Annotated in this window: 25 protein-coding genes and 2 pseudogenes; 22 read left to right on the top strand and 5 right to left on the bottom strand. The window is 49.0% G+C overall.

Annotation, left to right across the window (positions count from 1 at the left end; all coding sequences use genetic code 11):
• The first annotated feature begins 518 nt into the window (after positions 1 to 518).
• The 10 genes and pseudogenes from ACTQ3V_RS09745 to ACTQ3V_RS09700 all read left to right on the top strand — a co-directional run.
• Positions 519 to 1,985 carry an anthranilate synthase component I family protein gene (locus ACTQ3V_RS09745; RefSeq protein ID WP_441467341.1) on the top strand — a complete coding sequence of 489 codons (1,467 nt, stop codon included), beginning with the start codon at positions 519 to 521 and terminating at the stop codon, positions 1,983 to 1,985.
• On the top strand, positions 1,982 to 2,551 hold the full coding sequence (locus ACTQ3V_RS09740) for an anthranilate synthase component II (protein ID WP_441467340.1): 570 nt from the start codon (positions 1,982 to 1,984) through the stop codon (positions 2,549 to 2,551). The genes ACTQ3V_RS09745 and ACTQ3V_RS09740 overlap by 4 nt, the downstream gene beginning before the upstream one ends.
• Positions 2,552 to 2,554: 3 nt before the next feature.
• On the top strand, positions 2,555 to 3,586 hold the full coding sequence (gene trpD, locus ACTQ3V_RS09735; protein WP_441467339.1) for an anthranilate phosphoribosyltransferase: 1,032 nt from the start codon (positions 2,555 to 2,557) through the stop codon (positions 3,584 to 3,586).
• Entirely contained in the window at positions 3,583 to 4,365 is a 783-nt protein-coding gene (gene trpC, locus ACTQ3V_RS09730) for an indole-3-glycerol phosphate synthase TrpC (protein WP_441467338.1), read from the top strand. The genes trpD and trpC overlap by 4 nt, the downstream gene beginning before the upstream one ends.
• A complete protein-coding gene (locus ACTQ3V_RS09725) occupies positions 4,362 to 4,970 on the top strand; it encodes a phosphoribosylanthranilate isomerase (protein WP_441467337.1) in 609 nt (202 codons plus the stop codon). The genes trpC and ACTQ3V_RS09725 overlap by 4 nt, the downstream gene beginning before the upstream one ends.
• Positions 4,967 to 6,157, top strand: coding sequence for a tryptophan synthase subunit beta (gene trpB / locus ACTQ3V_RS09720; protein WP_441467336.1), 1,191 nt, complete (start codon positions 4,967 to 4,969; stop codon positions 6,155 to 6,157). Before ACTQ3V_RS09725 ends, trpB begins: the two co-directional genes overlap by 4 nt.
• The gene (gene trpA / locus ACTQ3V_RS09715) at positions 6,150 to 6,920 is read left to right on the top strand and encodes a tryptophan synthase subunit alpha (protein WP_441467335.1); all 771 of its coding nucleotides are present in this window, start codon (positions 6,150 to 6,152) and stop codon (positions 6,918 to 6,920) included. Before trpB ends, trpA begins: the two co-directional genes overlap by 8 nt.
• Before the next feature lie 345 nt (positions 6,921 to 7,265).
• Complete coding sequence (locus tag ACTQ3V_RS09710) at positions 7,266 to 8,282, top strand: ABC transporter permease (protein ID WP_441467334.1); 1,017 nt, start codon at positions 7,266 to 7,268, stop codon at positions 8,280 to 8,282.
• Entirely contained in the window at positions 8,279 to 9,256 is a 978-nt protein-coding gene (locus ACTQ3V_RS09705) for an iron chelate uptake ABC transporter family permease subunit (RefSeq protein WP_441467333.1), read from the top strand. The genes ACTQ3V_RS09710 and ACTQ3V_RS09705 overlap by 4 nt, the downstream gene beginning before the upstream one ends.
• Positions 9,257 to 9,258: 2 nt before the next feature.
• Positions 9,259 to 9,480: pseudogene (locus ACTQ3V_RS09700) on the top strand (ATP-binding cassette domain-containing protein); the annotation flags it as partial.
• On the opposite strand, the gene ACTQ3V_RS09695 reads toward ACTQ3V_RS09700, so the two are convergent.
• The gene (locus ACTQ3V_RS09695; protein ID WP_441467342.1) at positions 9,449 to 10,813 is read right to left on the bottom strand and encodes an S-layer homology domain-containing protein; all 1,365 of its coding nucleotides are present in this window, start codon (positions 10,811 to 10,813) and stop codon (positions 9,449 to 9,451) included. The pseudogene ACTQ3V_RS09700 and the gene ACTQ3V_RS09695 overlap by 32 nt on opposite strands.
• Positions 10,814 to 11,044: 231 nt before the next feature.
• Entirely contained in the window at positions 11,045 to 11,986 is a 942-nt protein-coding gene (locus ACTQ3V_RS09690; protein WP_441467332.1) for an S-layer homology domain-containing protein, read from the bottom strand.
• Positions 11,987 to 12,188: 202 nt separating this feature from the next.
• On the opposite strand from ACTQ3V_RS09690, the gene guaA reads away from it, so the two are divergent.
• Complete coding sequence (gene guaA, locus ACTQ3V_RS09685) at positions 12,189 to 13,733, top strand: glutamine-hydrolyzing GMP synthase (RefSeq protein WP_441467331.1); 1,545 nt, start codon at positions 12,189 to 12,191, stop codon at positions 13,731 to 13,733.
• Positions 13,734 to 13,887: 154 nt separating this feature from the next.
• Here guaA and ACTQ3V_RS09680 read toward each other — a convergent pair whose 3' ends face one another.
• Positions 13,888 to 14,418: a helix-turn-helix domain-containing protein gene (locus ACTQ3V_RS09680; protein WP_441467330.1), complete on the bottom strand. Its 531-nt coding sequence runs from the start codon at positions 14,416 to 14,418 to the stop codon at positions 13,888 to 13,890.
• A gap of 289 nt (positions 14,419 to 14,707) precedes the next feature.
• Between ACTQ3V_RS09680 and ACTQ3V_RS09675 the strand changes: the two genes are divergently transcribed.
• From ACTQ3V_RS09675 to ACTQ3V_RS09665, 3 genes and pseudogenes are all read left to right on the top strand, one after another.
• Positions 14,708 to 14,905: a DNA-binding protein gene (locus tag ACTQ3V_RS09675; protein ID WP_441467329.1), complete on the top strand. Its 198-nt coding sequence runs from the start codon at positions 14,708 to 14,710 to the stop codon at positions 14,903 to 14,905.
• A 3-nt stretch (positions 14,906 to 14,908) separates the two neighbouring features.
• Positions 14,909 to 15,982 (top strand): site-specific integrase, encoded by a 1,074-nt coding sequence (locus tag ACTQ3V_RS09670; RefSeq protein WP_441467328.1) that lies wholly within the window; start codon positions 14,909 to 14,911, stop codon positions 15,980 to 15,982.
• A gap of 1 nt (position 15,983) precedes the next feature.
• Positions 15,984 to 16,097: pseudogene (locus ACTQ3V_RS09665) on the top strand (plasmid mobilization protein); the annotation flags it as partial.
• A 159-nt stretch (positions 16,098 to 16,256) separates the two neighbouring features.
• Here the strand turns inward: ACTQ3V_RS09665 and tet(40) are convergent.
• On the bottom strand, positions 16,257 to 17,477 hold the full coding sequence (gene tet(40), locus ACTQ3V_RS09660) for a tetracycline efflux MFS transporter Tet(40) (protein WP_441467327.1): 1,221 nt from the start codon (positions 17,475 to 17,477) through the stop codon (positions 16,257 to 16,259).
• Positions 17,478 to 17,730: 253 nt separating this feature from the next.
• Positions 17,731 to 19,650, bottom strand: coding sequence for a tetracycline resistance ribosomal protection protein Tet(O) (gene tet(O) / locus ACTQ3V_RS09655; protein ID WP_441467326.1), 1,920 nt, complete (start codon positions 19,648 to 19,650; stop codon positions 17,731 to 17,733).
• A gap of 300 nt (positions 19,651 to 19,950) precedes the next feature.
• On the opposite strand from tet(O), the gene ACTQ3V_RS09650 reads away from it, so the two are divergent.
• The 8 genes from ACTQ3V_RS09650 to ACTQ3V_RS09615 all read left to right on the top strand — a co-directional run bounded on the left by ACTQ3V_RS09650 (position 19,951) and on the right by ACTQ3V_RS09615 (position 25,233).
• Positions 19,951 to 20,355, top strand: coding sequence for an RNA polymerase sigma factor (locus tag ACTQ3V_RS09650; protein WP_055151961.1), 405 nt, complete (start codon positions 19,951 to 19,953; stop codon positions 20,353 to 20,355).
• Positions 20,345 to 20,548, top strand: coding sequence for a helix-turn-helix domain-containing protein (locus ACTQ3V_RS09645; RefSeq protein WP_002602095.1), 204 nt, complete (start codon positions 20,345 to 20,347; stop codon positions 20,546 to 20,548). The genes ACTQ3V_RS09650 and ACTQ3V_RS09645 overlap by 11 nt, the downstream gene beginning before the upstream one ends.
• 533 nt (positions 20,549 to 21,081) lie before the next feature.
• Positions 21,082 to 21,480 carry a plasmid mobilization protein gene (locus tag ACTQ3V_RS09640; RefSeq protein WP_002602094.1) on the top strand — a complete coding sequence of 133 codons (399 nt, stop codon included), beginning with the start codon at positions 21,082 to 21,084 and terminating at the stop codon, positions 21,478 to 21,480.
• Positions 21,452 to 23,074: a relaxase/mobilization nuclease domain-containing protein gene (locus ACTQ3V_RS09635; RefSeq protein ID WP_002602093.1), complete on the top strand. Its 1,623-nt coding sequence runs from the start codon at positions 21,452 to 21,454 to the stop codon at positions 23,072 to 23,074. The genes ACTQ3V_RS09640 and ACTQ3V_RS09635 overlap by 29 nt, the downstream gene beginning before the upstream one ends.
• A gap of 186 nt (positions 23,075 to 23,260) precedes the next feature.
• Positions 23,261 to 23,452: a hypothetical protein gene (locus tag ACTQ3V_RS09630; protein WP_006058351.1), complete on the top strand. Its 192-nt coding sequence runs from the start codon at positions 23,261 to 23,263 to the stop codon at positions 23,450 to 23,452.
• Complete coding sequence (locus ACTQ3V_RS09625; RefSeq protein ID WP_002605636.1) at positions 23,442 to 24,200, top strand: phage replisome organizer N-terminal domain-containing protein; 759 nt, start codon at positions 23,442 to 23,444, stop codon at positions 24,198 to 24,200. Before ACTQ3V_RS09630 ends, ACTQ3V_RS09625 begins: the two co-directional genes overlap by 11 nt.
• Positions 24,197 to 25,054, top strand: coding sequence for an ATP-binding protein (locus ACTQ3V_RS09620; protein WP_002605635.1), 858 nt, complete (start codon positions 24,197 to 24,199; stop codon positions 25,052 to 25,054). Before ACTQ3V_RS09625 ends, ACTQ3V_RS09620 begins: the two co-directional genes overlap by 4 nt.
• Positions 25,051 to 25,233 (top strand): transposon-encoded TnpW family protein, encoded by a 183-nt coding sequence (locus ACTQ3V_RS09615; RefSeq protein ID WP_002605634.1) that lies wholly within the window; start codon positions 25,051 to 25,053, stop codon positions 25,231 to 25,233. The genes ACTQ3V_RS09620 and ACTQ3V_RS09615 overlap by 4 nt, the downstream gene beginning before the upstream one ends.
• Positions 25,234 to 25,328 lie beyond the last annotated feature (95 nt).

Raw genomic sequence — 25,328 nt, 5'->3', positions numbered from 1 at the left:
ATATGGCCCCCTCTCGTCAAGTTAAGTGTAGCAACTCAACTTTAACCGATGAGGCCTTATCCTTCATCCCTTTTTTATTCAACTGTCCAAGATGTATTGTACTCCTACAAAACCGTTTGCCGTTATTCTGATAAACCTATTGACATCCACAACAGTGGGGAGTATAATAATCATAATTTCATATTCAAACCGTTGAAGCGGAGATAACGGCAATGATGCCTTTACAGAGAGCCTGTGGTGCTGAGAGTCAGGTAAGAAACAAGTTGTCAAATGGACCGCTGAGGGCGCAGTCAAATGTGTTTTTCACAGAGTATTCTGCGACGTTGCAGGCAGACGTCATTTGCCGGGGATATGTTGGTATCCTGCTAAGCGCACGGGTCATGCCGTGAATCAAGGTGGCACCGCGGATAGTGTTTATATTATTCGTCCTTGACAGAGAGCATATTTCTGTCAGGGGCGTTTTTGTTTTACTCCTTTGACGGAAAGTCAAAGGAGTTTTTTGTTTGGAGGTATTTGCTATGAAGATTTCACCGGACCTGCGTGATGTGAAAAAAATTGCGGCTACTGGGAAATATAACGTGCTGCCGGTCAGCCTTGAAATCCTGTCTGATTTCACCACACCGATTGAAACGATGAAGATACTGAAAAACGTATCCACGCATTGCTATCTGCTGGAATCCGCGCAGGCAAATGAGACTTGGGGGCGATATACCTTTCTTGGCTTTGACCCGAAGTTAGAGATCACCTGTATAGACGGTAAAATGAAAGCTGGTAATGTTACAGTCAAGACGGATAACCCGTCTGACTATCTCCGTCAGATACTTGCCGATTACAAAAGTCCCCGCTTGGAGCATCTGCCCACCTTTACCGGGGGACTGGTTGGTTATTTCTCCTATGATTTTCTCAAATATAGTGAGCCGGCGGTGCGATGTGATGTGGAGGACACCGAAGCCTTTAAAGATATTGACCTGATGCTTTTTGATAAGGTCATCGCCTTTGACCATCTCCGGCAGAAAATCATCCTCATCGTCAATATGCCTCTGGGCGATGTAGAAGTCGAATATAACAAAGCAGTCATGGAACTGAACCGACTTGTCGATCTGATTCGGAATGGTGCAAAGAAGCATGAGCCGGGCGGTAGGCTGCTGGGCGAAGTTACCCCGTTGTTTGACAAAGAACAATTCTGCGGCATGGTAGAGCGAGCAAAGCATTATATTCGAGAGGGGGATATCTTCCAAATTGTGCTTTCCAATCGACTAAGCGCTCCCTTTGAAGGCAGCCTGCTCAATACCTACCGTGTGCTTCGCACCATCAACCCTTCGCCATATATGTTTTATTTCTCGGGAACGGATGTAGAGGTTGCAGGTGCGTCTCCCGAAACGCTGGTGAAGTTAGAAAACGGCGTGCTGCATACTTTTCCACTGGCGGGAACAAGACCCAGAGGAAAAACCGATGCAGAGGACAAAGCGTTGGAAGCAGCGTTGCTTGCAGACGAAAAGGAGCTTGCCGAACACAATATGCTGGTCGATTTAGGGCGAAATGATCTCGGTAAAATCAGCAGATTCGGCACGGTTGCGGTAGAAAAGCTGCACTGCATCGAACGTTTTTCCCATGTCATGCACATCGGCTCTACGGTGCAAGGCCAGATTCGTCAGGATAAAGATGCGCTCGATGCGATTGAAGCGGTGCTCCCTGCCGGAACACTTTCCGGTGCGCCAAAGATTCGGGCCTGTCAGCTCATCGGAGAACTGGAAAACAACAAGCGCGGTATTTACGGTGGTGCCATTGGATATATCGACTTCACCGGCAATATGGACACCTGCATTGCCATTCGCATTGCCTACAAGAAAAATGGCAAGGTTTTTGTCAGAAGTGGAGCCGGAATTGTAGCGGATTCCGTTCCCGAAAAGGAGTTTGAAGAGTGCCTGAACAAAGCAAAATCTGCATTGAAAGCACTTGAACTTGCACAGGAGGCGGAATTATGATCCTTTTGATAGATAACTATGATAGTTTTTCTTATAATCTGTATCAACTCATCGGAGAAATTGAGCCGGATATCAAGGTTATCCGAAATGATGAAATGACAGTTCAGGAAATCCGCGCCTTGCATCCCGACCGCATTATCCTTTCTCCCGGTCCGGGCAGACCGCAAGATGCAGGCGTGCTCATCCAAGCCGTAACGGAACTCGGAAAGGAAATTCCGATTCTCGGCGTTTGTCTCGGCCATCAGGCCATATGTGCCGCATTTGGCGCAACCATCACCTATGCAAAAAAATTAATGCACGGAAAACAGTCGACCGTTAAGTTTGATACGGAATGTCCATTGTTTTGCGGCTGTCCCGAAAGCGCTCCGGTAGCCCGCTATCACTCGCTTGCGGCAGAGGCCAATACCATTCCGGCATGCTTGAAAATCACTGCTGTTACCACTGACGGTGAAATCATGTCGGTGCAGCATGAAACGTATCCCATCTATGGCGTGCAGTTTCATCCCGAATCCATCATGACGCCGAACGGAAAACAGATGCTTAGAAATTTCATAAAGGAGATATGAGCCATGATTAAAGAAGCAATCGTAAAGATTGTAAATAAGGAAGACCTCACCTATGATGAGGCATATACCGTTATGAATGAAATCATGAGCGGTGAAACCTCACCCACACAGAACGCTGCGTTTCTTGCCGCGTTATCTACCAAAAGCGCAAGAGCCGAGACCACCGATGAAATCGCAGGTTGCGCAGCGGCGATGCGAGCACACGCAACCAAAGTCGAAACCGGTATGGAATTGTTTGAAATTGTGGGTACCGGCGGGGACAATGCACATAGCTTCAATATTTCCACCACTTCTGCCCTCGTGGCGGCAGCGGGGGGAATGAAAGTTGCAAAGCACGGCAACCGAGCAGCCTCCTCGCAATGCGGCACGGCAGACTGTCTGGAAGCGCTCGGTGTGAACATTCAGCAAAGCCCCGCAAAATGTAAGGAGCTGCTAAACGAGGTCGGTATGTGCTTCTTTTTTGCGCAGAAGTATCACACATCCATGAAATATGTGGGCGCAATTCGCAAGGAGCTTGGTTTCCGTACGGTGTTTAACATTCTCGGACCGCTGACAAATCCGGGCGCTCCGTCGATGCAGTTGCTCGGTGTGTATGATGATTACCTGGTTGAGCCGCTCGCACAGGTGCTAATCAATATGGGAATCAAGCGGGGTATGGTGGTGTACGGACAGGATAAGCTTGACGAGATTTCTATGAGTGCACCGACTACCGTATGCGAAATCAGAGACGGCTGGTTCAAGACTTCTGTCATCGCTCCGGAGGATTTCGGCTTTGCGCGCTGCACCAAAGAGGATTTACGGGGCGGTACGCCACAGGAAAATGCAAAAATCACGCTTGATATTTTAAGGGGCGAAAAAGGACACATGAGAAATGCGGTTTTGATGAATGCGGGAACGGCGCTTTACATTGGCGGGAAGGCAGACAGCATACAGAACGGCATTGAACTTGCCGCGGAAATCATTGATTCGGGAAAGGCGTTGCAAACGCTTAACAAATTCATTGCGGTCAGCAACCGTCCGGAGGTGGAGGCATGACGATTCTTGACCGTCTTGCCGATCACGCCCGTGCGCGTACCGAGCAGGCAAAAAGCAATATACCGCTTGAAGAAATTCGTCGACAAGCGCTTTCGCTCCCAAAAGGAAGCTTCGCCTTTGAAAACGCATTGCGAACGCCGGAAATATCTTTCATTTGCGAGTGCAAAAAAGCGTCTCCGTCCAAAGGCATTATCGCACCGGACTTTCCATATCTGCAAATTGCAAAGGAGTATGAGCAAGCGGGAGCGGACTGCATTTCTGTGCTGACTGAACCAAAATGGTTTTTGGGCAGCGATAAGTATTTGGAGGAAATCGCAAACGCCGTTTCCGTTCCTTGTCTGCGCAAGGACTTCACGGTGGATGAATACATGATTTACCACGCGAAAGCACTCGGTGCATCAGCGGTTCTGCTCATCTGCGCTATCCTGAGCGAGGCGCAAATCAAAGCGTATATCAGCATTTGCGATGAACTTGGGCTGTCCGCTCTGGTCGAGGCGCACGATGAAAGCGAGGTGCAAACGGCATTGCATGCCGGAGCACGCCTTATCGGTGTGAATAACCGCAACCTCAAGGATTTTTCCGTAGATCCCGATAACAGCCGCAGGCTGCGGGAACTGATACCGTCGGATGTGTTGTTCGTTTCCGAAAGCGGGGTCAGCAGTGTCGACGATGTGGCAAAGCTGCGCGAGATTGGTGTGGATGCTATACTCATAGGCGAGGCCTTAATGCGGGCATCTGACAAAAAAGCCAAGCTTAGCGAACTGCGAGGTGCGTTATGACAGGGATAAAGTTCTGCGGTCTTTCCAGAGAAAGCGATATCCGGGTTGCAAACGAGCTAAAGCCGCAGTATGTCGGATTTGTTTTTGCGCCAAAAAGCAAACGATACGTGACGCCCGAAAAAGCCGGAGAACTGAAGCAAATGCTTGCCTCCGATATCAAAGCGGTGGGTGTGTTCGTCGATGAAAAGCCGGAAACCGTTGCCGACTGCTTGAACAATGGCATAATTGACATCGCACAGCTTCACGGCCACGAGAGCGACGATTATATTACGCAGCTGCGTAGGCACACCAAGCGGCCGATCATGAAGGCTTTTCGCATCAAAACGGCAAGCGACATTGCGGATGTAGAGCAAAGCGCTGCGGATTTCGTTCTTTTGGATTCGGGCGCCGGTACAGGGGCAGTATTTGACTGGAATCTGATACGCAATATCCATCGACCGTATTTTCTTGCCGGAGGACTGGAATCCGGTAATGTTGGTGCAGCCATCCGGACACTACACCCATTTGCGGTCGATGTCAGCTCAGGTATCGAAACGGATGGAAGAAAAGATAAAACAAAAATGGCGGCGTTTGTTGCCGCGGTCAGAAAGGAAGATAAGAGATGACCAATCCAAACGGACGCTTCGGTATCCACGGCGGACAGTATATTCCCGAAACACTGATGAATGCTGTCATCGAACTGGAAGAAGCATATGAACACTATAAAAACGATCCTGCGTTCAACAGCCAGCTTACCGAACTGTTTAACGAATATGCGGGCAGACCGTCAAGACTGTACTTTGCCGAAAAAATGACACAAGACCTTGGCGGTGCGAAAATTTATCTCAAGCGTGAGGATTTGAACCACACGGGTGCACACAAGATCAATAATGTGCTCGGTCAGGCGCTGCTTGCAAAAAAGATGGGTAAAACCAGACTGATCGCAGAAACGGGTGCGGGGCAGCACGGCGTTGCCACAGCAACCGCCGCTGCACTGATGGGTATGGAGTGCGTAGTCTTCATGGGCGAAGAAGATACCATTCGTCAGGCACTCAATGTGTACCGTATGCGGTTGCTGGGCGCGGAGGTCATTCCGGTCAAAACCGGAACAGCCACATTGAAGGATGCGGTATCCGAAGCGATGCGTGAATGGACTGCCCGTATCAGCGATACCCATTATTGTCTCGGTTCCGTGATGGGACCGCACCCGTTCCCGACCATCGTTCGTGATTTTCAGGCGGTTATTTCCAAAGAAATCAAGGAACAAATTTGTCAAAAGGAAGGCCGATTGCCTGATGCGGTGATCGCCTGTGTGGGTGGCGGTTCCAATGCCATCGGCAGCTTCTATCATTTCATCCAAGATGAGAATGTCCGATTAATTGGTTGCGAGGCAGCGGGTAGGGGAATTGATACCTTTGAGACGGCGGCCACCGTCAACACCGGCAGGGTAGGTATCTTCCATGGTATGAAGTCCTATTTTTGTCAGGATAAATATGGCCAGATTGCACCCGTTTATTCCATCTCCGCGGGGCTGGACTATCCCGGTATTGGTCCTGAGCACGCCTACCTGCATGATATTGGCAGAGCGGAATATGTTCCGGTCACAGACGATGAGGCGGTCAACGCTTTTGAATATCTGGCAAAAACCGAGGGGATCATTCCGGCAATTGAATCGGCGCATGCCGTTGCACACGCGATGAAGATTGCCCCAATGATGGAGAAAGAGAAAATTATCGTTATCACCATTTCCGGCAGAGGCGACAAGGATTGCGCCGCCATTGCCCGTTACAGAGGGGAGAACATTCATGAGTAAGATAAGACGTGCATTTGAAAACGGAAAGGCGTTTATCGCCTTTATCACCTGTGGTGACCCGGATTTGGAAACGACTGCCGCCGCGGTCCGTGCTGCCGTAGCCGGCGGCGCAGATCTCATCGAGCTGGGCATCCCGTTTTCCGATCCTACCGCTGAAGGACCTGTGATTCAGGCAGCGAACCTTCGTGCCCTGCGCGGAGGAATTACCACAGATAAAATTTTTGATTTTGTCAAGGAACTACGACGTGATGTAACGGTGCCCATGGTTTTTATGACCTACGCCAATGTTATATTTTCTTACGGTGCGGAGCGCTTTATCTCCACCTGCAAAGATATCGGGATTGACGGATTGATTTTGCCCGACTTACCGTTTGAGGAAAAAGAGGAATTCCTGCCGTTCTGCCATAAATACGGCGTTGACTTGGTGTCGCTGATCGCGCCTACATCAGAAAACCGCATTGCAATGATTGCAAAAGAAGCGGAGGGGTTTTTATATATTGTTTCCAGTCTCGGTGTGACGGGGATGAGGAGCGAAATCAAGACAGATCTTGCGTCTATCGTCAAAGTGGTAAGAGAAAATACCGATATCCCTTGCGCAATTGGGTTTGGTATTTCCACGCCGGAGCAAGCAAGGAAAATGGCGGATATTTCTGACGGCGCTATTGTCGGTTCGGCCATTATAAAGCTGCTGGAAACATACGGAAAAGATGCGCCTGCACACATCGGCGCGTACGTGAAATCGATGAAGGACGCATTGCGGTAGTTTGTATGACTATGGTGACGGTCATGGCACATAAGCGTAAATAAGGGAAAGGAAGAAGAGAAAGAGCTGGTCGGCAAGGTGGCGTGGAAAGCGCTGCACACGCGGCCATTGCCGTGCTCGCCGCAGATTGTCAGAATGATCCTGCATATGATCGCCAAAAAGAAATTTTTAACAGTTGCATATGGCTAACTCGGTGTGATATAATAAGCATACGATGTGCAGTGCGTGACGCATGGTAAGTCCAATCGCCGCTGTACATCGTTTTATGTTATTAGGAGGTTAGTTATAGCTAACTCATTTTAAATTAAGGGGGAGAGTCCTATCAAACAATTTCGTTCCACTTTTGTGCTGTCTGCTTTGCTGCTTGTTTTGTCTTGCTGCTCTCTGTTTGTCGGCGTGATTGAGATGAATCCGCAAGCATTGCTGGCAGGAGATCTGAATCTATGGGAAATATTTCTCGTTTCCAGATTGCCGAGATTGCTGGCCATTCTGTGTACTGGCGTGGGTATGAGTGTGGCAGGTCTGATTATGCAGCAGTTGTGCAGCAACAAGTTCGTTTCACCCACTACCGGCGCTACGATTTCCTCGGCGCAGTTCGGTATTCTACTGGCGCTGCTATTTATGCCGACTTCCACACTGTGGACGCGGGCGTTTTTTGCCTTTGCCGCAGCCATATTAGGTACATGGATATTTGTGTGGTTTATTCAGCGTATTTCATTCAAAGATGTGGTAATGGTTCCGCTTGTAGGAATCATGTTCGGCAATGTCATCGGCGGCATAACCAGTTATCTGGCGTACAAATATGAGATGACGCAGGCATTGTCCTCTTGGCTGGTCGGGCATTTTTCTCTGGTGCTGAAAGGTCGGTATGAGATCGTCTGGCTGACCGTTCCGTTGGTTGTACTGGCTTTTCTATTTGCCAATCACTTTAACATCGTGGGTCTGGGTAAGGATTTTTCCAAGAATCTGGGCGTGCCCTATAATCTGGTTCTTTTCGCAGGACTCACTATCGCCGCGATGATCACCGCCAGCATCGTTGTGGTGGTTGGAGCGATTTCATACATCGGTCTCATAGTACCCAATGTGGTTGCCATGTATAAGGGTGATAAAATTCGCGGCACTTTGGTGGATACTGCGCTGTTTGGTGCTGTTTTTGTGCTGGTGTGTGACATGATCGGTCGGGTTGTTATCTTTCCTTATGAGTTGCCTATCGAGCTTATCGTTGGAGCGCTGGGCAGCCTCATCTTTATCGCACTGTTATTCTATCGGCTCAAGTATGGCCGGAAAGCAATCCGCATGGGCGGCGCCGGGACAGGTTGCTGCTCTGCCATGCCTTGTCTGAAGGGAGGGGCAGAACAATGAATACCCTTGCAGTTCGCGCAAATCGGCGAAAACTTCTGATTCTTGCCGCGATTGTATTGTTGTGTGCGGTCGGCTATATGCTGGTAGAGGTGAATTTTTCCAATCCCAAGCTATTGGCCTATGCTTTGAAAATTCGCACGCCTAAACTGATTGTCATGCTGATCACAGCATTTTCCATTGGTGGGGCGTCCGTCGTATTCCAGTCTATCATTAACAACACCATTGTCACGCCGTGTCTGCTCGGCATGAACTCGCTTTATACCTTGATTCATACGGCAGTGGTGTTCTTTCTCGGTTCTGCCAGCCTGGTGGCCTCCAATGCAAATTTGTCATTCGCGGTGGATGTGGTGTTGATGGGAATTACGGCCACTATAATTTACAGCTGGATATTTCAAAAGACAAAGCATAACGTGCTGTATGTGCTTTTGGTTGGCACGGTGCTGACATCTTTTTTCGGCAGTATCCAGACAACCCTGACCAGAGTGATGGATCCCAATGAATATGACAGCTTACTGAATACGCTGGTGGCAAGCTTTAGCAATATTAACGCTGATATTATCGTTTTTTCGCTTGTTCTTCTGGTGAGCATCATTGTTGTTCTTCGCAAGGAGCTGGGGCTATTGGATGTGCTTACTTTGGGAAAGGATCAGGCAATCAATCTTGGCGTGGACTATGATCGCTGTATTCGGCGCTTGTTGCTGGGCGTGACGCTGTGCATCGCTGTAGCTACGGCTATGGTAGGGCCAATCTCCTTTTTGGGGCTTATCATTGCCAATCTCTCGCGCCAGCTGCTTAAGACCTTCCGCCATACTCAGTTGGTATTGGGGTCTGCCTTATTCGGTATGATAGTACTGGTTGGCGGGCAACTCATCGTGGAGCATGTCTATACTTATGCCGTTCCGGTGAGTGTCTTTATCACGGTGGGCGGAGGATTATATTTCCTGTATCTACTCCTGACAAGAAAGAAGGTATAATCATGCAGATAAAAGAACTGACAAAACAGTATGATGGAAAAACCGTTGTAAACGGTGTAACATTTGCCATTCCAAAGGGTAAGGTCATCTCTCTGATTGGGCCTAACGGCGCGGGAAAATCAACGGTAATGGGCATGATTTCCCGTCTTATTGCGCATGACGGCGGTCTGGTGCATTTTGAAGGAAAGGACATCAGAAAATGGAAGAGCAAGGAGCTTTCCAAACGTTTGGCAATTCTGACGCAGAGCAACAACATATGGTCGGGCTGCCGCCTGCTGCACAATGAAAGTACTCGTACTGGGTGTTACTCACCCAGCGGCAATAAATATCCTGTCCAACCTCATCAAGTGCATTGGCATAGCTGCCGGTCAGTGTTTTTCCATTTTGGTCGTAAAGTGTGTAATATCCGTTATTGCCACCAATGTAATTAGTGCTCCATTTACTCGGTGTAATGGAATAGGTCTGAGCAGCACCCAATTTGCCGTTTGTGAGCAGCGCATTGGTATTGCCTTTCTCAATCACCAGCCGATCTCCTAAGCCGTAGAAAAGAGTATCTTGATCGACAGAAGTCTTATACTGCCAAAGTGTGTTGCCGTTTTTATCAATGGCGGCCAACGTATTGGCATCCGCCCATACAAGGGCGCGTCCCTCGCTCCACATGGTTTCAGGGATACATGTTTTTCCCGTGGTACCGTCGGCATAAACAACCAAAGCATCTTTACCATCATAGGCCCATGCCCATGCTACGCCATATTTCTCATCGATGCCATCAAAATAATAACCATCTATGCGCTTGCCGGTTGTCGGCTGATAGAGCGCAGCAGTGGCGTGCTCGTTCCACATCAGACCAACCCAGTCGCCGAATACGGTGATGTCATAGAAATAACCGTCGGTATCTTCAAAATCGGTCAGCAGGCGATTGCCGTCCTTATCCTCCAGATGCATACGGGATACGCCTGCACCAGAGTTGTCAAGGACGGTATGATAGGGTATTTCCGCGTTTGCCACAGGCGGGGCAGCATAAGATGTATCGTAGAGCCGCAGGATGGTGACAATGGATTGCTCTCGCGTGTACTGTCCGGTCGGCCGGAATGCGTTGTTGCCTGTGCCGGTCATTATCCCACTGTTACAGGCCCAATACACGTCGCTGCGCGCCCATGAGCGGATGTTTTCGCCGTCAATAAAGACGTGGGGCATCTTATTTTTCGTGCTGTCAACATAGTCGGTGCGCAGCGTTGCCAAACGATGCAGCATGGATGCTGCTTGCTGCCGCTGAATGGGGGAGTCGGGGGCAAATCGTCCGTCTCCTACACCGTTTACCACACCGATGGATGCGCACAGCAGCACATTCTCATCCGTGCAGTCGGTGAAGGAAACCGGATCGGGCGTGATGTCTTTGAGCTGCCCGTTTGCTTGCCAAATGCAATACAGAGATGCAGCAAGCGAGCAGAATTCCGACCGTGTGATGGCAGTATCATAGGCTGTGTTCAGCGCTTCCGGCACCAGCCCGGCTTCCTGTGCGGTCTGCACAGCCTTTTGCGCCCAATTGCTGGGCATGGTTGAAGCAGCGCCGGCGGATGCTATCAGCAGACCGACCGCCGTTAGCAGAGCAAGCATTTTTTTCATGAGAACCATCCTTTATTTAGAATTTAAAATCGGAAATAAGAATTTCTATATTTTAACATGCTTTCTGTCATGCGACAAGAAGAAGAGAAACAAAATAAAGCCCGGTTTAGGAAAATCCTAAACCGGGCTTTTTGTGCGCCTTTGCGCTGTGTCACATGCCGTCTATCTTTGCATCAGGCACATCGCTCGATACAGCATTTCGCAGGCATCCTGCCGTGTGATGGGACTGTCATCACTCTGCATGGATGCAAGAGGGGATAGAATATCCAAGCGGTCCAGACTACTGATGGCACTGCGTGCCCAATCCATATCGCTGTGCGTATCCGCCAGTGTATACTGTAGTCCGTCCATAGTTTCGGACAGAAGATTGTTGATGATTACGCTCGCTTCAGCCAGTGTGATCGGGTTTTGACCTCGAATTTCGCTCAGGCCACCGGAGGTTTGATAGCCGTTGATCAGTCCGCTGGCAGCAGCCGTGCTCACAAAAGGCTTTGCCCATGCGGACAGACCGCCATCGTCTGCAAAATCAGTTTGTTCGGTAGGCACAACAGGAAGTTCAGCGATGGACGTTGCCATCGCAATAAATTCGCTGCGCGTTACCGTCTGTGTGGGACGGAAGAAGGAGCACCCGCCAATGCTTTCGCCGGTCATAATGCCGTTTTCTGCAAGATAGATGGCAGCATAATGAGCGGGGTTGCCGACCATATCCGAATAGGTGAGCCCTGCACGATTTTTCTGTACGTTGATGGTGATACTTGCTGCCTGCGCAGTATTGCCCTCCGCGTCAACCACCGTATACGAAAACTTGTCCTTTCCGGCTTTGGCACCGGGAGAGTAAGATAGAATATTGCCCTGTATGCTGGCTGTTCCGAGTCGAGGCTCTTCGGTTAGTTGATATAGCACAATATCATTGTCCGTATCCATGGCCTGCAATTCTACTTCGATGGGAATTTCAACATATGTTTCGGCTTCTACCACTTGAGCTATGGGAATATTTCCAGCAGCCGATGCGGTTAGCAGACTGGACGCAATGGCTGCCGCCATGATCAAAATGGTGATGGGAAGCAAGATTACAGCGGTCCATAGTTTTTTATCTGCCCTCAACTTTGTTCACCCTTTCCAAACGGAGTTTCTGATGGCAGTATGCACCGAATAGAAGCACTATATACATAAAATTTCCAAAACTTTGGGCGAGGTTTCGGGAGACTTGATGAAAGGAGGAAAATCATACGAAAATACTTGCCGAAATTGCAGGATTGTGGCATAATTTTAAACAGGAAAGCAAGGAATAGAAAGGAGTTCAACGATGGAGAATCATCAGTTTGTTCTGGTGCTCGATTTTGGCGGCCAGTACAATCAGCTGATTGCACGCCGTGTGCGTGAACATCATGTGTATTGCGAGGTGAAGCCGTATAAAACCTCGATTGATGAAATTCGCGCCATGAATCCTATCGGCATTATCTTTACTGGTGGACCGAACAGCGTGTATGATGAAAAGTCCCCGAAATGTGACCCGGCATTGTTTGAATTGGGTATCCCTGTGCTCGGTATTTGCTACGGCTGTCAGCTGATGGCGCATACGCTCGGCGGTGAAGTAACCGCGGCGCAGGAGGACACTGCACGTGAATATGGCAAAACAGAGACGTTTTATAATACTTCCTGCAAGCTGTTCAAGGGGCTGCCGGAGCAGGGGATTTCCTGGATGAGCCATGGCGACTACATGGCAAAGGTGCCGGAAGGCTTCTCTTTGGTAGCGCATACGGAAATGTGCCCGACTGCGGCAATTGCAGATGAGGCGCGCGGCTTTTATGGTGTACAGTATCATCCGGAAGTAAATCATACGGAAAACGGTTCGTTGATGCTGAAGAATTTCCTTTATGAGATTTGCGGCGCTAAGGGCGACTGGACCATGGAGGACTACAAGAATAACTCGATTCGGAATATTCGTGAACAGGTTGGCGATGGCAAGGTGCTGCTCGCGCTGTCTGGCGGCGTAGACTCTTCCGTAGCTGCGGCGCTGCTGGCAGAGGCTGTGGGCAACCAGCTGACTTGTGTGTTTGTCGATCATGGTCTGATGCGCAAGGATGAGGGCGACGAGGTTGAGGCTGCGTTTGCAAAGTGGGATATTAATTTTATTCGCGTTGACGCAGAGGCTCGTTTCCTTGGCAAGTTGGCAGGTGTGTCTGATCCGGAGACCAAGCGCAAGATTATTGGCGAGGAATTTATTCGCGTCTTTGAAGAAGAGGGCAAGAAAATCGGCAAAGTCGATTATCTGGTACAAGGCACAATCTATCCGGATGTGATTGAGTCCGGTGCAGGTGATGCTGCGGTGATCAAAAGCCATCATAATGTGGGCGGATTACCGGATTTTGTGGATTTTAAGGAAATTATTGAGCCGCTTCGCTTGCTATTTAAGGACGAGGTGCGTCAGCTTGGCCGCGAACTTGACTTGCCGGAATATCTGGTCATGCGCCAGCCCTTCCCGGGACCGGGGCTGGCTATTCGTGTGATCGGTGATATTACGAAAGAGAAACTGGATATCCTGCGTGAAGCAGATTTTATTTTCCGCGATGAGATTGCGAAGGCTGGTTTGGAACACACGATGAACCAGTATTTTGCGGTACTGACCAATATGCGTTCGGTTGGCGTCATGGGGGATGGACGCACCTATGACTACACGCTGGCACTGCGCTCCGTTACAACAAGTGACTTTATGACGGCGGATTGGGCACGTATTCCTTACGATGTTTTGGATCGAATTTCAGTGCGTATCGTCAACGAGGTGAGCCATATTAATCGTATTGTTTATGACATCACCTCCAAACCCCCGGCAACCATCGAGTGGGAATGATTTCACACCCGTGAAAAAGCCTGTAAATAAAGGCTTTTTGCCGTTTGAAAGCCCTCCTTGGCAACAAAATGGCAACATTATTTGAATTATTGTAAAAGTAAAGAGCTAACTGATTTTTTGATAAGTCAGTTAGCTCTTTTTCTTATGCTTGTATTTAATCGTTTTTCAGTCGGTCTTTGAAAACCTCAATCATTTCGTTACTGAGTGCCTGTGACGGGACTTTCACATAACCGGAATTTTCATCATATTTCGGATAGTTATAACGCCACTTGTCGTAGTCCTCACGGCTGGTGTCGCCTTTGCGGTATTTTTCAGCCTGTTCTGCCCACGCATTTATCATTTCGGAAAGCTCGGCAGCATCTTTTCCCTTGCGGGGATCAACATGCATAGAAACGCCGCTCTCAGTCTTTTCAACTGTCAATCCATAGCGATCCTCTAATGTAAACAGTGTGTGCATTAAACCAAGATAACTGTCAATGTCGGGGACAGACAGAGCCAGCGGAGAAACTCCAAGCACGCCGGCAAGACTTTCTGTTAAATCAGCTTTCGGCGTTCTTGAGCCTGATTCATATTGCGCCATACGGATGTCAGCGGTCTTTTCGGGAAAGCCGACTACCGTTCCCAGATACTTTTGTGTCATTCCCCGCAGATTGCGGAAGAAACGAATTCTTTCACCGATTGCCATAGCAATTACGCTCCTTGTTTATGTAATATGCGATAAGTATATCATATATGTTTAGTGTATGTCAAGGCAACTAAAGCAAAAAGAGTAAATATTTTCTCAAAAGCCACTTGACTTTACTGAATTTGTTTAGTATAATAGTTAAGCAAATAGAGTTAGGTCGTTTGCACAACAACAGAATAACCGTCATATGTCACGGTAATGGCATATCCGCTCGGGCAAATCGGAATGCGGTCAGAAAGTTCTCCGACACTAAATAATTGAATTATCAAAAAAGTAAGGGGGTGATTAAATGGAGAGTGCAAGCTTTATGCGAGTGGATGAAGTGGCTCAGGAACTGGGTATCTCAAAATCTTACGCTTACAAAATCGTCCAAAAGCTAAATGCCGAACTGAAAGAAAAAGGGTTTATGACAATTTCAGGGCGAGTAAATAAGCAATATTTTATGGAACGCACCTGCTACGGTGCAACTAAGAAAGAGAGGGATTAAACAATGGCAGTATATAAAGAAGAAAAAACGAACACTTGGCGAGTGCTTTACCGTTACACCGATTGGAACGGTGAGCGAAAGCAGTCGCAGAAACGAGGATTCAAAACAAAGCGTGAAGCACAGGCTTGGGAGCGAGAACAGCTTAACAAGCTGGGTGGTGATTTGGATATGACCTTTAAGAGCTTTGTGCAGCATTATACCGAGGATATGCAGGCACGTATTAAGGAGAACACTTGGGCAACCAAGGAACATATCATCCAAACAAAACTAATCCCCTATTTCGGTAAGCTGAAGATGTGCAACATAACCGCACAACAAATAATCACTTGGCAAAATGAGCTTATCAATTATAAGGACGATAACGGCAAGCCCTATTCTCCCGTATATTTGAAAACAATTCACAATCAGCTGTCTGCGATATTCAACCATGCTGTCAGATACTACAACCTGAAAGAAAACCCTTGTCAAAAGGCGGGCAGTATGGGTAAAAAGAAAAATCGTGAAATGCTTTTCTGGACGAAAGAGGAATATTTGAAGTTTGCTGATGCAATGATGGATAAGCCGATGTCATACTATGCGTTTGAAATGCTCTATTGGACGGGTATTCGTGAGGGCGAGCTGTTAGCTCTTACTCCTGCTGATTTCGATTTTGAAAAGCGAACGGTTACAATCAATAAGTCGTTTCAGCACTTAAACGGCAGAGATATTATTACTCCTCCGAAAACAGAGAAAAGCAACCGCACAATTCAGTTACCGAAGTTCCTTTGTGATGAAATGCAGGACTATCTGAAAATGCTCTACGATGTAGGTTTGGAGGACAGAATGTTTCCTGTTACAAAAAGCTATCTGCACAGAGAAATGGACAGAGGCGCAAAAGAAGCAGGCGTAAAAAGAATCCGTATTCACGATATCCGCCACAGCCACGTTAGTTTGCTGATTGATATGGGATTCTCTGCAACGGCTATTGCAGACCGTGTGGGACACGAAAGCATTGATATAACTTACAACTATGCACACTTATTCCCGTCAAAGCAGGCTGAAATGGCGGATAAGTTAGATATGGAAAGGGGCAAGTAAAATGTCATTGAAAAACAGAGATGAGCATAACCGATGGCGTAACAAAACCGTAGCGTTTCGTGTATCGCCGGAGGAGGACAAACAAATTGAAACGTATGTGCGACTCTCAGGGCTTATGCTCATGTACGGTAAAGTATCACAAGAAAATTATGTCGAATTGACAGCCGCCTCCGCTATACCGAATAAGGAAATAAAGAGTCCTCAAATTTTGCGCTACTAAATGAAGACGAGCGGAAGTAATCTCCCGCTCGTCAGTAAACTTAACTATGCCATATCAATCCCGCTTCTTTCCCGCCACTGGCACCAAGAACAGCGCGGGCAACAGCAGGAAAGCGGTGCAGACCAGCCCCCAGGGTATGGACACCTGTTGGGCTACCAGCCCCACAATAGGCCCGCCGATGATCTGCCCGAAAGAGTCCAGTTGTCCACTGGTAGAAAAGACTGTGGCGCGCATTTTCTCCTCCACATGGTCGTTCATCCAGGCGGCCAGCACCGGCTCCTTGATGGTGCGCATAAGCCCCGCCAGGAGGAACATCAACAACATGAACCAAAAGCTCCGCCCCACCGCAAAGAGAACTAGGCACAGGATATACCCGGCGCTGGTGGACATGACCACACTGGTTCGGCTGACAGTCCCTTTTTTCTCCATGCGGGCGATGAGCAACTGAGAAGCCAGAATACCTAAGCCGTTGCCGATAAGACTGATAACACCGAACCAAGTGACGCTGTTCAGTGGCCCGATAACGGGTATTACCGTGTCATCCAGAAAATGAGCGGTGGAGAGCCGGTCAAAGCCTTCACTGGCAAGTCCCCCGCACAGTGTGATTGCTAAGAGCGCCAGCAACACAGGTGCGCCTTTCACAAAGCCCAGGTTGAGCTTGAACAGGCAGACAAAGTCTTTAAGCAAGCCCTGCCGTTCCTCAATAGCAGGGGAGAAGTTGGTTTCTGGCATGATGCGAACCAGCACCAGCCCCAGCAGCAAGCACAAACTGCCCCCCAAGATGATAGGCATTTGCAGGTTTATGTTTCCCAGCAGTGTGCCCAGCACCACGCCCAGAACGCCGCCGATTTGCCCCATTTGACTGCCACGCAGGAACACCTTATCCATGGGCTTGTCCTCTTCCTCCGAGGCAATCCACGCATCCAGAGCGCCGGTGATGAAGGTATCACCGCAACCCCAGACAACCTGGGCCAGCAGAACCGTCGCGAACCACGGCAGCGCACCCTCCATCAGAAAGCCCAGGCCGTAGAGGAACATTCCAATCAGCACCGAGCGCCGACGGCTATACAAATCCGCCACCACACCGGTGGGTATCTCGAACAGAAAGCAGGAGGTTTCCAGAACAGTCCCCACCAGGACAAGCTGAAAAGCATCCAGCTGCACCACCTCCAGGTGGTACACGATGGAAAGCACTGTGGCCATAGAAGCCGCCAGGGAAAAGACAAATCGGAACAGCAGATAGACAGAATATGCCTTTGAATTTTTAGAAAACATGAAGTTACATTCTCCTTTACGAATTAATTTGTGAAACAAGCCCGACTGCCGCGCAGGAAGGGCAAACTTCTCAGCCCTTTCTAACGGTGATTTTAGAAAAGACCTCCCAAAGTACCCAAAGCGCCGTTAAAAGACTTGTTTCCGTTTTTGCAGTTTGCCATAATGAATACCTCCGATACTGAAATTAGAACAACATGACCGTTCTTCTTCACGGAATTATAGCAAATGGGCTTGTGTTGTCAATGTAAAGCTGTTAGGCTAACTTGTGGAACATATGCCGAACCTTATCTATACGGCTATTCGGGCGGCGGGGTTGGCAAATAAGTTTACCAGTAGCTGGCTGGTATCCTTTTAACTCTGTCAAGCAGACTCCCTGCCCATTTGTGAAATAAGTTAAATCGTTCCTGTATTCTTGAATACATCTGGCAGGGATTTCTCCTTTCAGAATGACCTCGTCATTCTTTATCTGGGTACTTACAATATCTGCACAATACCTTGGGGCATCATGATACGCCCGTGAGAGATATTCCTGCGGTGCATAAATTTCAAATTGGAGATATGGCTCTAATAGTTCTGTCCCTGCTTTTTTTAAAGCCTGCTCCAATACGATAGGGGAAAGCAGCCGAAAGTCTGCGGGGGTACTTACAGGACTATAATACAATCCATATTCAAAACAGATTTTACAGTCTGTCACTTTCCATCCATACAGCCCCTGCCCGCAGCCATAGAGGACCCCCTCCATAACCGCATTTTGGAACGATTGGTTTAAATATCCAAGTGAAACTCTGCTTTCATACTGCACTCCGCTTCCAATAGGGAGCGGCTCTATGGACAACCCGACAGAAGCCCAGAAAGGGTTTGGCGGGACTTCTATGTGGATGGTATATTCTGCTTTTCTAAGCGGTCTTTCCATATATATAACAGTAGGCTCTTTTATTTCTGCCTCCACATGATATTTTTCCTCAAGGATGGCACAAATGACTTCCATCTGCACTTTCCCCAAAAAAGAAAGTATAATCTCATGCGTTGTAGTATCCACATAATATTTTAAAAGAGGGTCGCCATCTGAAATTTCTGTAAGTGCCCCAAGCAATATTTCCCGCTGTTCAGATTTCTTTACTGCAATCGTTGTTTGGAGCATAGGGAGAGGATTTTCAATAAATGCTCTCTGCGGCAACAGCATTTCGTTCCCCAAAATACTGTTTAGCTGCAAAACATCATTTGGTAAAATTACAATATCACCAGAGCAGGCTGTATCGGATGAACATAATTCCCCGTTTGTCGGAACACACATCTCTGTGATTTTTATTTTCTCTTTTTCAGATATTCTAATAACATCCCTCAAATGCAATGTTCCGCTATATATACGCACATAAACAAAACGCCGCCTTTTCTCTGAATATTCAATCTTAAAAACCTGCCCGCATAGTTCAGATTGACCTTCAGGCGTTGATGAATAAAACTTACTGGCAATCACTTCTATAAGCTGCCGAATCCCAAGATTGTTTTTAGCGCTTCCGTGATAAACGGGAAATAACGTTCCGTTTTGGAATCTCCTGTTTTCTTCCTGTTCCAGTTCTGACATTTTAAACGGTTTCCCTGACATATATTTCTCTAATAGTCCATCGTTTCCCATAATTACCGCATCCCACTGTCCCATATCGTCATTGTCCGTTACATTTATATGGGGATGCTGCCCAACCTTTTGCTTCACTATAATTTCCGAAGAAAGCTTTGCTTTCATTTCCCGATATACCATTGGCAAATCAATCCCCTCTTGGTCAATTTTATTGATGAAAAAAATTGTCGGAATCTTCATTGTCTGTAGTGCATGAAACAGTATGCGGGTCTGTGCCTGTATGCCATCCTTTGCAGAAACTAATAATACTGCTCCGTCTAATACGGATAAAGAACGGTATACTTCCGCCAAAAAATCCATATGGCCTGGCGTATCTATAATGTTGACTTTTACATCCTCCCACTGAAAAGATGTCACTGCTGTCTGGATAGTGATTCCCCTTTGACGCTCCAAATTCATTGTATCTGTCCTTGTTGTGCCTTCATCTACGCTCCCTAGTTCTGCAATTGCACCACTGGTATACAATAAACTTTCCGTTAATGTTGTCTTTCCTGCGTCAACGTGAGCCAGAATGCCTAAGTTAATTATTTTCATGTGATTTTCCTCCTATCAACACCCAAAAAAGGGCATAAAAATACCCAGTGATAAATACTCCTATCACTGGGTAAATAACTCCAATAGCCCCAAAACACTTATATGTTTTCGGGCATATAAAATTACATGATAAAAGTATTCTTAAACTGGGTACAAAAAACTAAGCCCCATATTAAAAGTGAAACGGGACTGCTACTTTTTGTTCCCACTATCAAATTGACAGTTTATTTAAGAATACCTTGCCGCATATTTATTAACTCCTTGTATAATACTGAATCTAATTATATTCCTTAACCCTTTATTTGTCAAGCTGACAAACTAAATATCCGAAATGCAACGATCAACGCAGCGAGGACACGGAGCAGGAAGCACAAAAGAGAAATATCCCTTGAATACCTCACAGACGAAAAGCACTACCCTTTAGGCACGACAGATGAATATTTCCAAGCCCCGGAGCCGGACGAGGAATACATACTTACCCTTTGCGGCGATACGGTCATTTTCAGCAGCGGTTTACTTGCGGAAGCCCTGTCACGGCTGGACGAACGGGAGCGGGAAATGATTTACCTGTCCTTTTTCAAGCGTATTCCACAGCACGAAATTGGCAGACAGTACGGGCGCAGCCGCAGCACAGCGGGCTACCATATCCGAAAAGCCCTACGGCAGCTCCAAGCGGAAATGGAGGGAATGGCATATGAGAAATAATAGGCTTCTCCCCTATGAAACAATCGTCCAAGCCGCCAGCGGGGAGCCGGAAGCGGTGGGAACTGTATTGCAGTATTACCGCCGCCGCATACAATGTGCCGCCCGTGTGAATGGACGGGTAGACCAAGATACAGAGGACTACATCACCCAGACGCTTCTCACAGCTATTTTCAAGTTCCGCTTTGGGAGATAGCCCTACCGCCTACAACTGAATAACCGCCGCTTCGCCGGCAACCAGAAAGCAGTAAATCTATTCAACAGATTTGCTGCTTTTTTTCGTTCCTGTTTGGCATTTTTGAAAATCCCCAGTATGAAAAAACAAAAGGGAAAATAGCCGCCGCAGTTGGCAAAATCCCTTACTTATCCGTAGAGGGTATCAAAGAAAAAAATACTGCCATTGTCCGCCTATTCCGGCTTGCGTGGTGTTGTAGGGAATAGAGGGGAAATTCTAAAAATCTCCGTCCATTTTGCTTTGCGTGGTGTTGTAGGTAGTGAAAGGAAAATTTTCAAGATAAGCCGGAATAGCGGGTAGCAAAGCCCTTTTGAAACGTTTTGTTAGCGGAAAGGACGGGAGCCGGGGAACGCCGGAGTTTTTCAGAGCAAGATTCTACCGAGGTGCCAAAATTCGCTCTCCGCTTATTTTTGCCCCTGCGGGAATCTTGTTGGGGAGTGCCTTCCCCAAACCCTGCTATGCGCCCTGTCGGGCGAGAAAGGAGGTCACAGACCATGCGAAAGAAATACAATACGCCCCACCGCCGTCATGTGGTAAAGACCCGCATGACCGATGAAGAATACGCCGACTTCACCGGGCGGCTGGCGGCTTATGAAATCAGCCAGTCCGAGTTTATCCGGCAAGCCATACGGAAAGCGACCATACGCCCCATTGTCACCGTTTCCCCGGTCAATGACGGGCTGCTTGCCGCCCTCTCCAAGCTCACGGCAGAGTACGGGAAAATCGGCGGCAACTTAAACCAGATTGCCCGGAGCCTGAACGAATACGGAAGCCCCTACCGGGGGCTGGAAAAGGAAGTGCGGGGAGCCGCCGCCGACCTTGCCGCCTTGAAGTTTGAAGTCTTGCAGAAAGTAGGTGAAGCCGTTGGCGATACTCAAACATATCAGCTCTAAAAATGCCAACTACGGGGACGCTGAAAAATACCTCACATTCGAGCATGACGAGTTTACCATGAAGCCCACCCTTGACGCAGATGGGCGGCTCATACCGAGGGTAGACTACCGCATATCCTCTCTGAATTGTGGCGGGGAGGATTTTGCCGTTGCCTGTATGCGCTCCAATCTCCGCTACGGCAAGAACCAGAAACGGGAGGACGTAAAGAGCCACCACTACATCATCAGCTTTGACCCACGGGACGGCCCGGACAACGGCTTGACCGTTGATCGGGCGCAGGAGCTGGGCGAGAAGTTCTGCGCCGAGCATTTCCCCGGACACCAGGCCCTTGTCTGCACCCACCCGGACGGACACAGCCACACCGAAAATATCCATGTGCATATCGTCATTAACAGTCTGCGGATTGCGGAGGTTCCCATGCTGCCCCACATGGACAGGCCAGCGGACAGGAAAGCAGGCTGCAAGCACCGCTGTACGGACGCAGCTATGAACTATCTGAAAGCCGAAGTCATGGAGATGTGCCACAGCGAGGGGCTTTACCAGATAGACCTTTTGAACGGCAGCAAAGAACGCATTACCGAGCGTGAGTATTGGGCGCAGAAGAAAGGACAGGCTGCCCTTGACAGAGCCAACGCCCCTATTGCTGCGGACGGTATCGCGCCCCGGCAGACCAAGTTTGAAACGGATAAGGCGAAGCTGCGCCGGACTATCCGGGAAGCCCTTGCCGCTGCTTCCGGCTTTGATGAGTTTGCCGCCCTGCTTCTCCGGCATGGTGTGACCGTCAAGGAGAGCCGGGGGCGGCTAAGTTACCTCACGCCGGACAGGACGAAGCCAATTACCGCCCGGAAGCTGGGGGACGATTTTGACCGGGCTGCTGTCCTCTCCGTTTTGGAGCAGAACGCCGCCAGAGCCGCCGAAAAACCCGCAGCCATAGCGGAATACCCCGGCAGTATCAAAGACCGCTTACGGACGAAAAAAGAAGCGAAAAACGCCCCGAACAATGACGCTGTACAGCGCATGGTAGACATAGCCGCCAAGCGAGCCGAGGGGAAAGGACGGGGCTATGAGAAGTGGGCGACCATGCACAACCTCAAACAGATGTCGGCTACCCTCATGCTCTACCAGCAGTATGGCTTTTCTTCCCCGGACGAGCTGGACGCTGCCATTTCCGCAGCCAACACCGCCACGCAGGAGAGCCTTGCCGGACTGAAAGGGCTGGAAGCCGCTATCCGGGAGAAAAAGGAATTGCAGCGCAACCTTTTGGGCTATATCGGCACGAAGCCCGCCCGTGACGGTCTGAAAGCGCAGAAATCGGAGAAAGCCCGGAGAGCCTACCGGGAACAGCACGAAAGCGATTTTATCATAGCGGACACAGCCGCCCGTTATTTCCGGGAGCATGGAATAACCAAGCTGCCAGCCAGCAAAGCCCTGCAAAGGGAGATTGAGCAGCTTACCGTCCAGAAGAACGCCGGATATAACGACTACCGGGAGAAACGCCAGCGGGCGCAGGAGCTTCAGACAGTCAGACGCAATATCGACCAGATTTTAAGGGGCGCACCGAGCCAGCAGAAAAAGCGTGAACAGGAGCGTTAAAGACCGCCCCGAAATGATACCGAAACCCTACAAAAATACAGGTATGATATGAACCCTTACCGCAATACTCCCCGACTTCCAAACGGGGCTTACAGGGCAGAAAAAGCCCGAAAATGATACCGAGAACATACAGAAAATGCCCCCTATCCCGCTACACCGATAGGAACGGCAGAAAGGAGCTTACCATTGCCGAGAATGAGCAAGAAGCGGCGGCTGGAATGGTCTTTCTTCCTCAACCACCGCAACCGTATCACTTACAACGACCTATGCCGGGGCTGCACCCGTGACTGCAAACAGAGCTTCCGGGCGGTTATCATACTATGCCCTCGCTATTATTCCAAACGCTGGAAAAAGGAGGACGCAGCCTATGGCAGATAACCGCAAATATTACTACCTCAAGCTGAAAGAGAGCTATTTTGACGATGATGCAATCGTTCTGCTGGAAAGTATGCAGGACGGCGTTATCTATTCCAACATTCTCTTGAAGCTGTACTTGAAATCGCTGAAAAACGGCGGGAAATTGCAGCTTGACGAGAATATCCCCTACACCGCCCAGATGATTGCGACCATTACCCGCCAGCAGGTAGGTACCGTAGAGAGAGCTTTGAAAATCTTTATGAAGCTGGGGCTTGTGGAGCCTTTGCCAAGCGGCGCACTCTACATGAGCAACATTGAGCTTTTAATCGGCCAGTCCTCTACCGAGGGGGAGCGCAAGCGCAGGGCGCGGCTGGCTTTGCAGGAACAAAAAGCCCTGCCGCAGACAGGGGCGGACAAATGTCCACCATATCGAGCGGACATTTGTCCACCAGAGATAGAGATAGAGAAAGAGATAGATATAGAAATAGAAAAAGAGAGAGAGTTAGAAACGGGACACCCCGCCCCCGCCGCCTATGGCAGATACCACAATGTCATTCTTTCCGATACGGAGCTTGACGGGCTGAAAACAGAGCTTCCCGGCAAGTGGGAGTATTACATTGACCGCCTATCCTGCCATATCGCTTCCAGCGGGAGGAAATACAAGAGCCATGCAGCCACGATTTTCAAGTGGGCGCAGGAGGACGCAGCCAAGAAAGCCCCGAAAAAGGGCATACCCGATTATACCTGTAAGGAGGGCGAGAGCTTATGACGAATGGATTTGATGAAATGATTTTGAATATGACCGACACCACGCCGGAGCCGGAGGACTACACCGGCGAGGACGGGCTTTTATACTGCGGGAAGTGCCACAAGCCCAAAGAGGGCTATTTCCCCAAAGAAACCGCCGCATGGCTGGGGCGTGACCGCCACCCGGCAGAATGTGACTGCCAGCGGGCAGAGCGTGAGGAACGGGAAGCCGCAGAGAAACAGCGCAGTCACCTTGAAACTGTCGAGCGGTTGAAGCGGCGGGGCTTTACAGACCCGGCTATGCAGGGCTGGACGTTTGAGAACGACAACGGCAAGTGCCCGCAAATGGAACACGCCCATTTCTATGTGGAGAACTGGGAAACCATGAAAGAGCGCAACATTGGCTATCTGCTATGGGGCGGCGTTGGCACAGGCAAGAGCTATTTTGCGGGCTGTATCGCAAATGCCCTTATGGAGCGTGAAATCCCCGTGTGCATGACAAACTTTGCATTGATATTGGGTGACCTTGCCGCCAGCTTTGAGGGCAGGAATGAATATATCTCCCGACTTTGCAGCTTCCCGCTGCTTATCCTTGACGATTTTGGAATGGAACGGGGAACGGAATACGGCTTAGAGCAGGTCTACAACGTGATTGACAGCCGTTACCGCAGCGGCAGGCCGCTGATCGTCACGACTAATCTCACGCTGGAGGACTTGCAGCACCCGGAGGACACCGCCCACGCCCGCATTTATGACCGTCTGATTGAAATGTGTTCTCCTGTCCGCTTTACCGGGAGCAACTTCCGAAAAGCCACGGCGCAGGAGAAAATGGGACAACTGAAAAAGCTGATGAACAGAAAGGAGAGCCGCCTATGACCAACACCCCAAAGAATGACCGCAGCACCCGCCGCCCGGATTGCGTGACGGAAATCCGCATAGGTAATTCTGTCCTTGTCGTTTCCGGCTATTTCAAGCAGGACACCACCGCCACCGCCGCCGATAAAATGCTGAAAGTGCTGGAAGCGGAAGCTGCTACACAAAAATCGGCAATTTGACGGGACGTAAAGAAGCAGAAAGGACTGTACAGCCAGCCCCGGCGTGTGGTATGATAGTCATACGGAATAGTGGGGCTGGCTGTCGGAAATGGAGG

The organism is Candidatus Agathobaculum pullicola (assembly GCF_052117205.1).
GTDB classification, from domain to species: domain Bacteria; phylum Bacillota; class Clostridia; order Oscillospirales; family Butyricicoccaceae; genus Agathobaculum; species Agathobaculum pullicola.
Note: the sequence above shows the minus strand (reverse complement) of the source record. Positions and strands in the feature narration are given on the sequence as shown.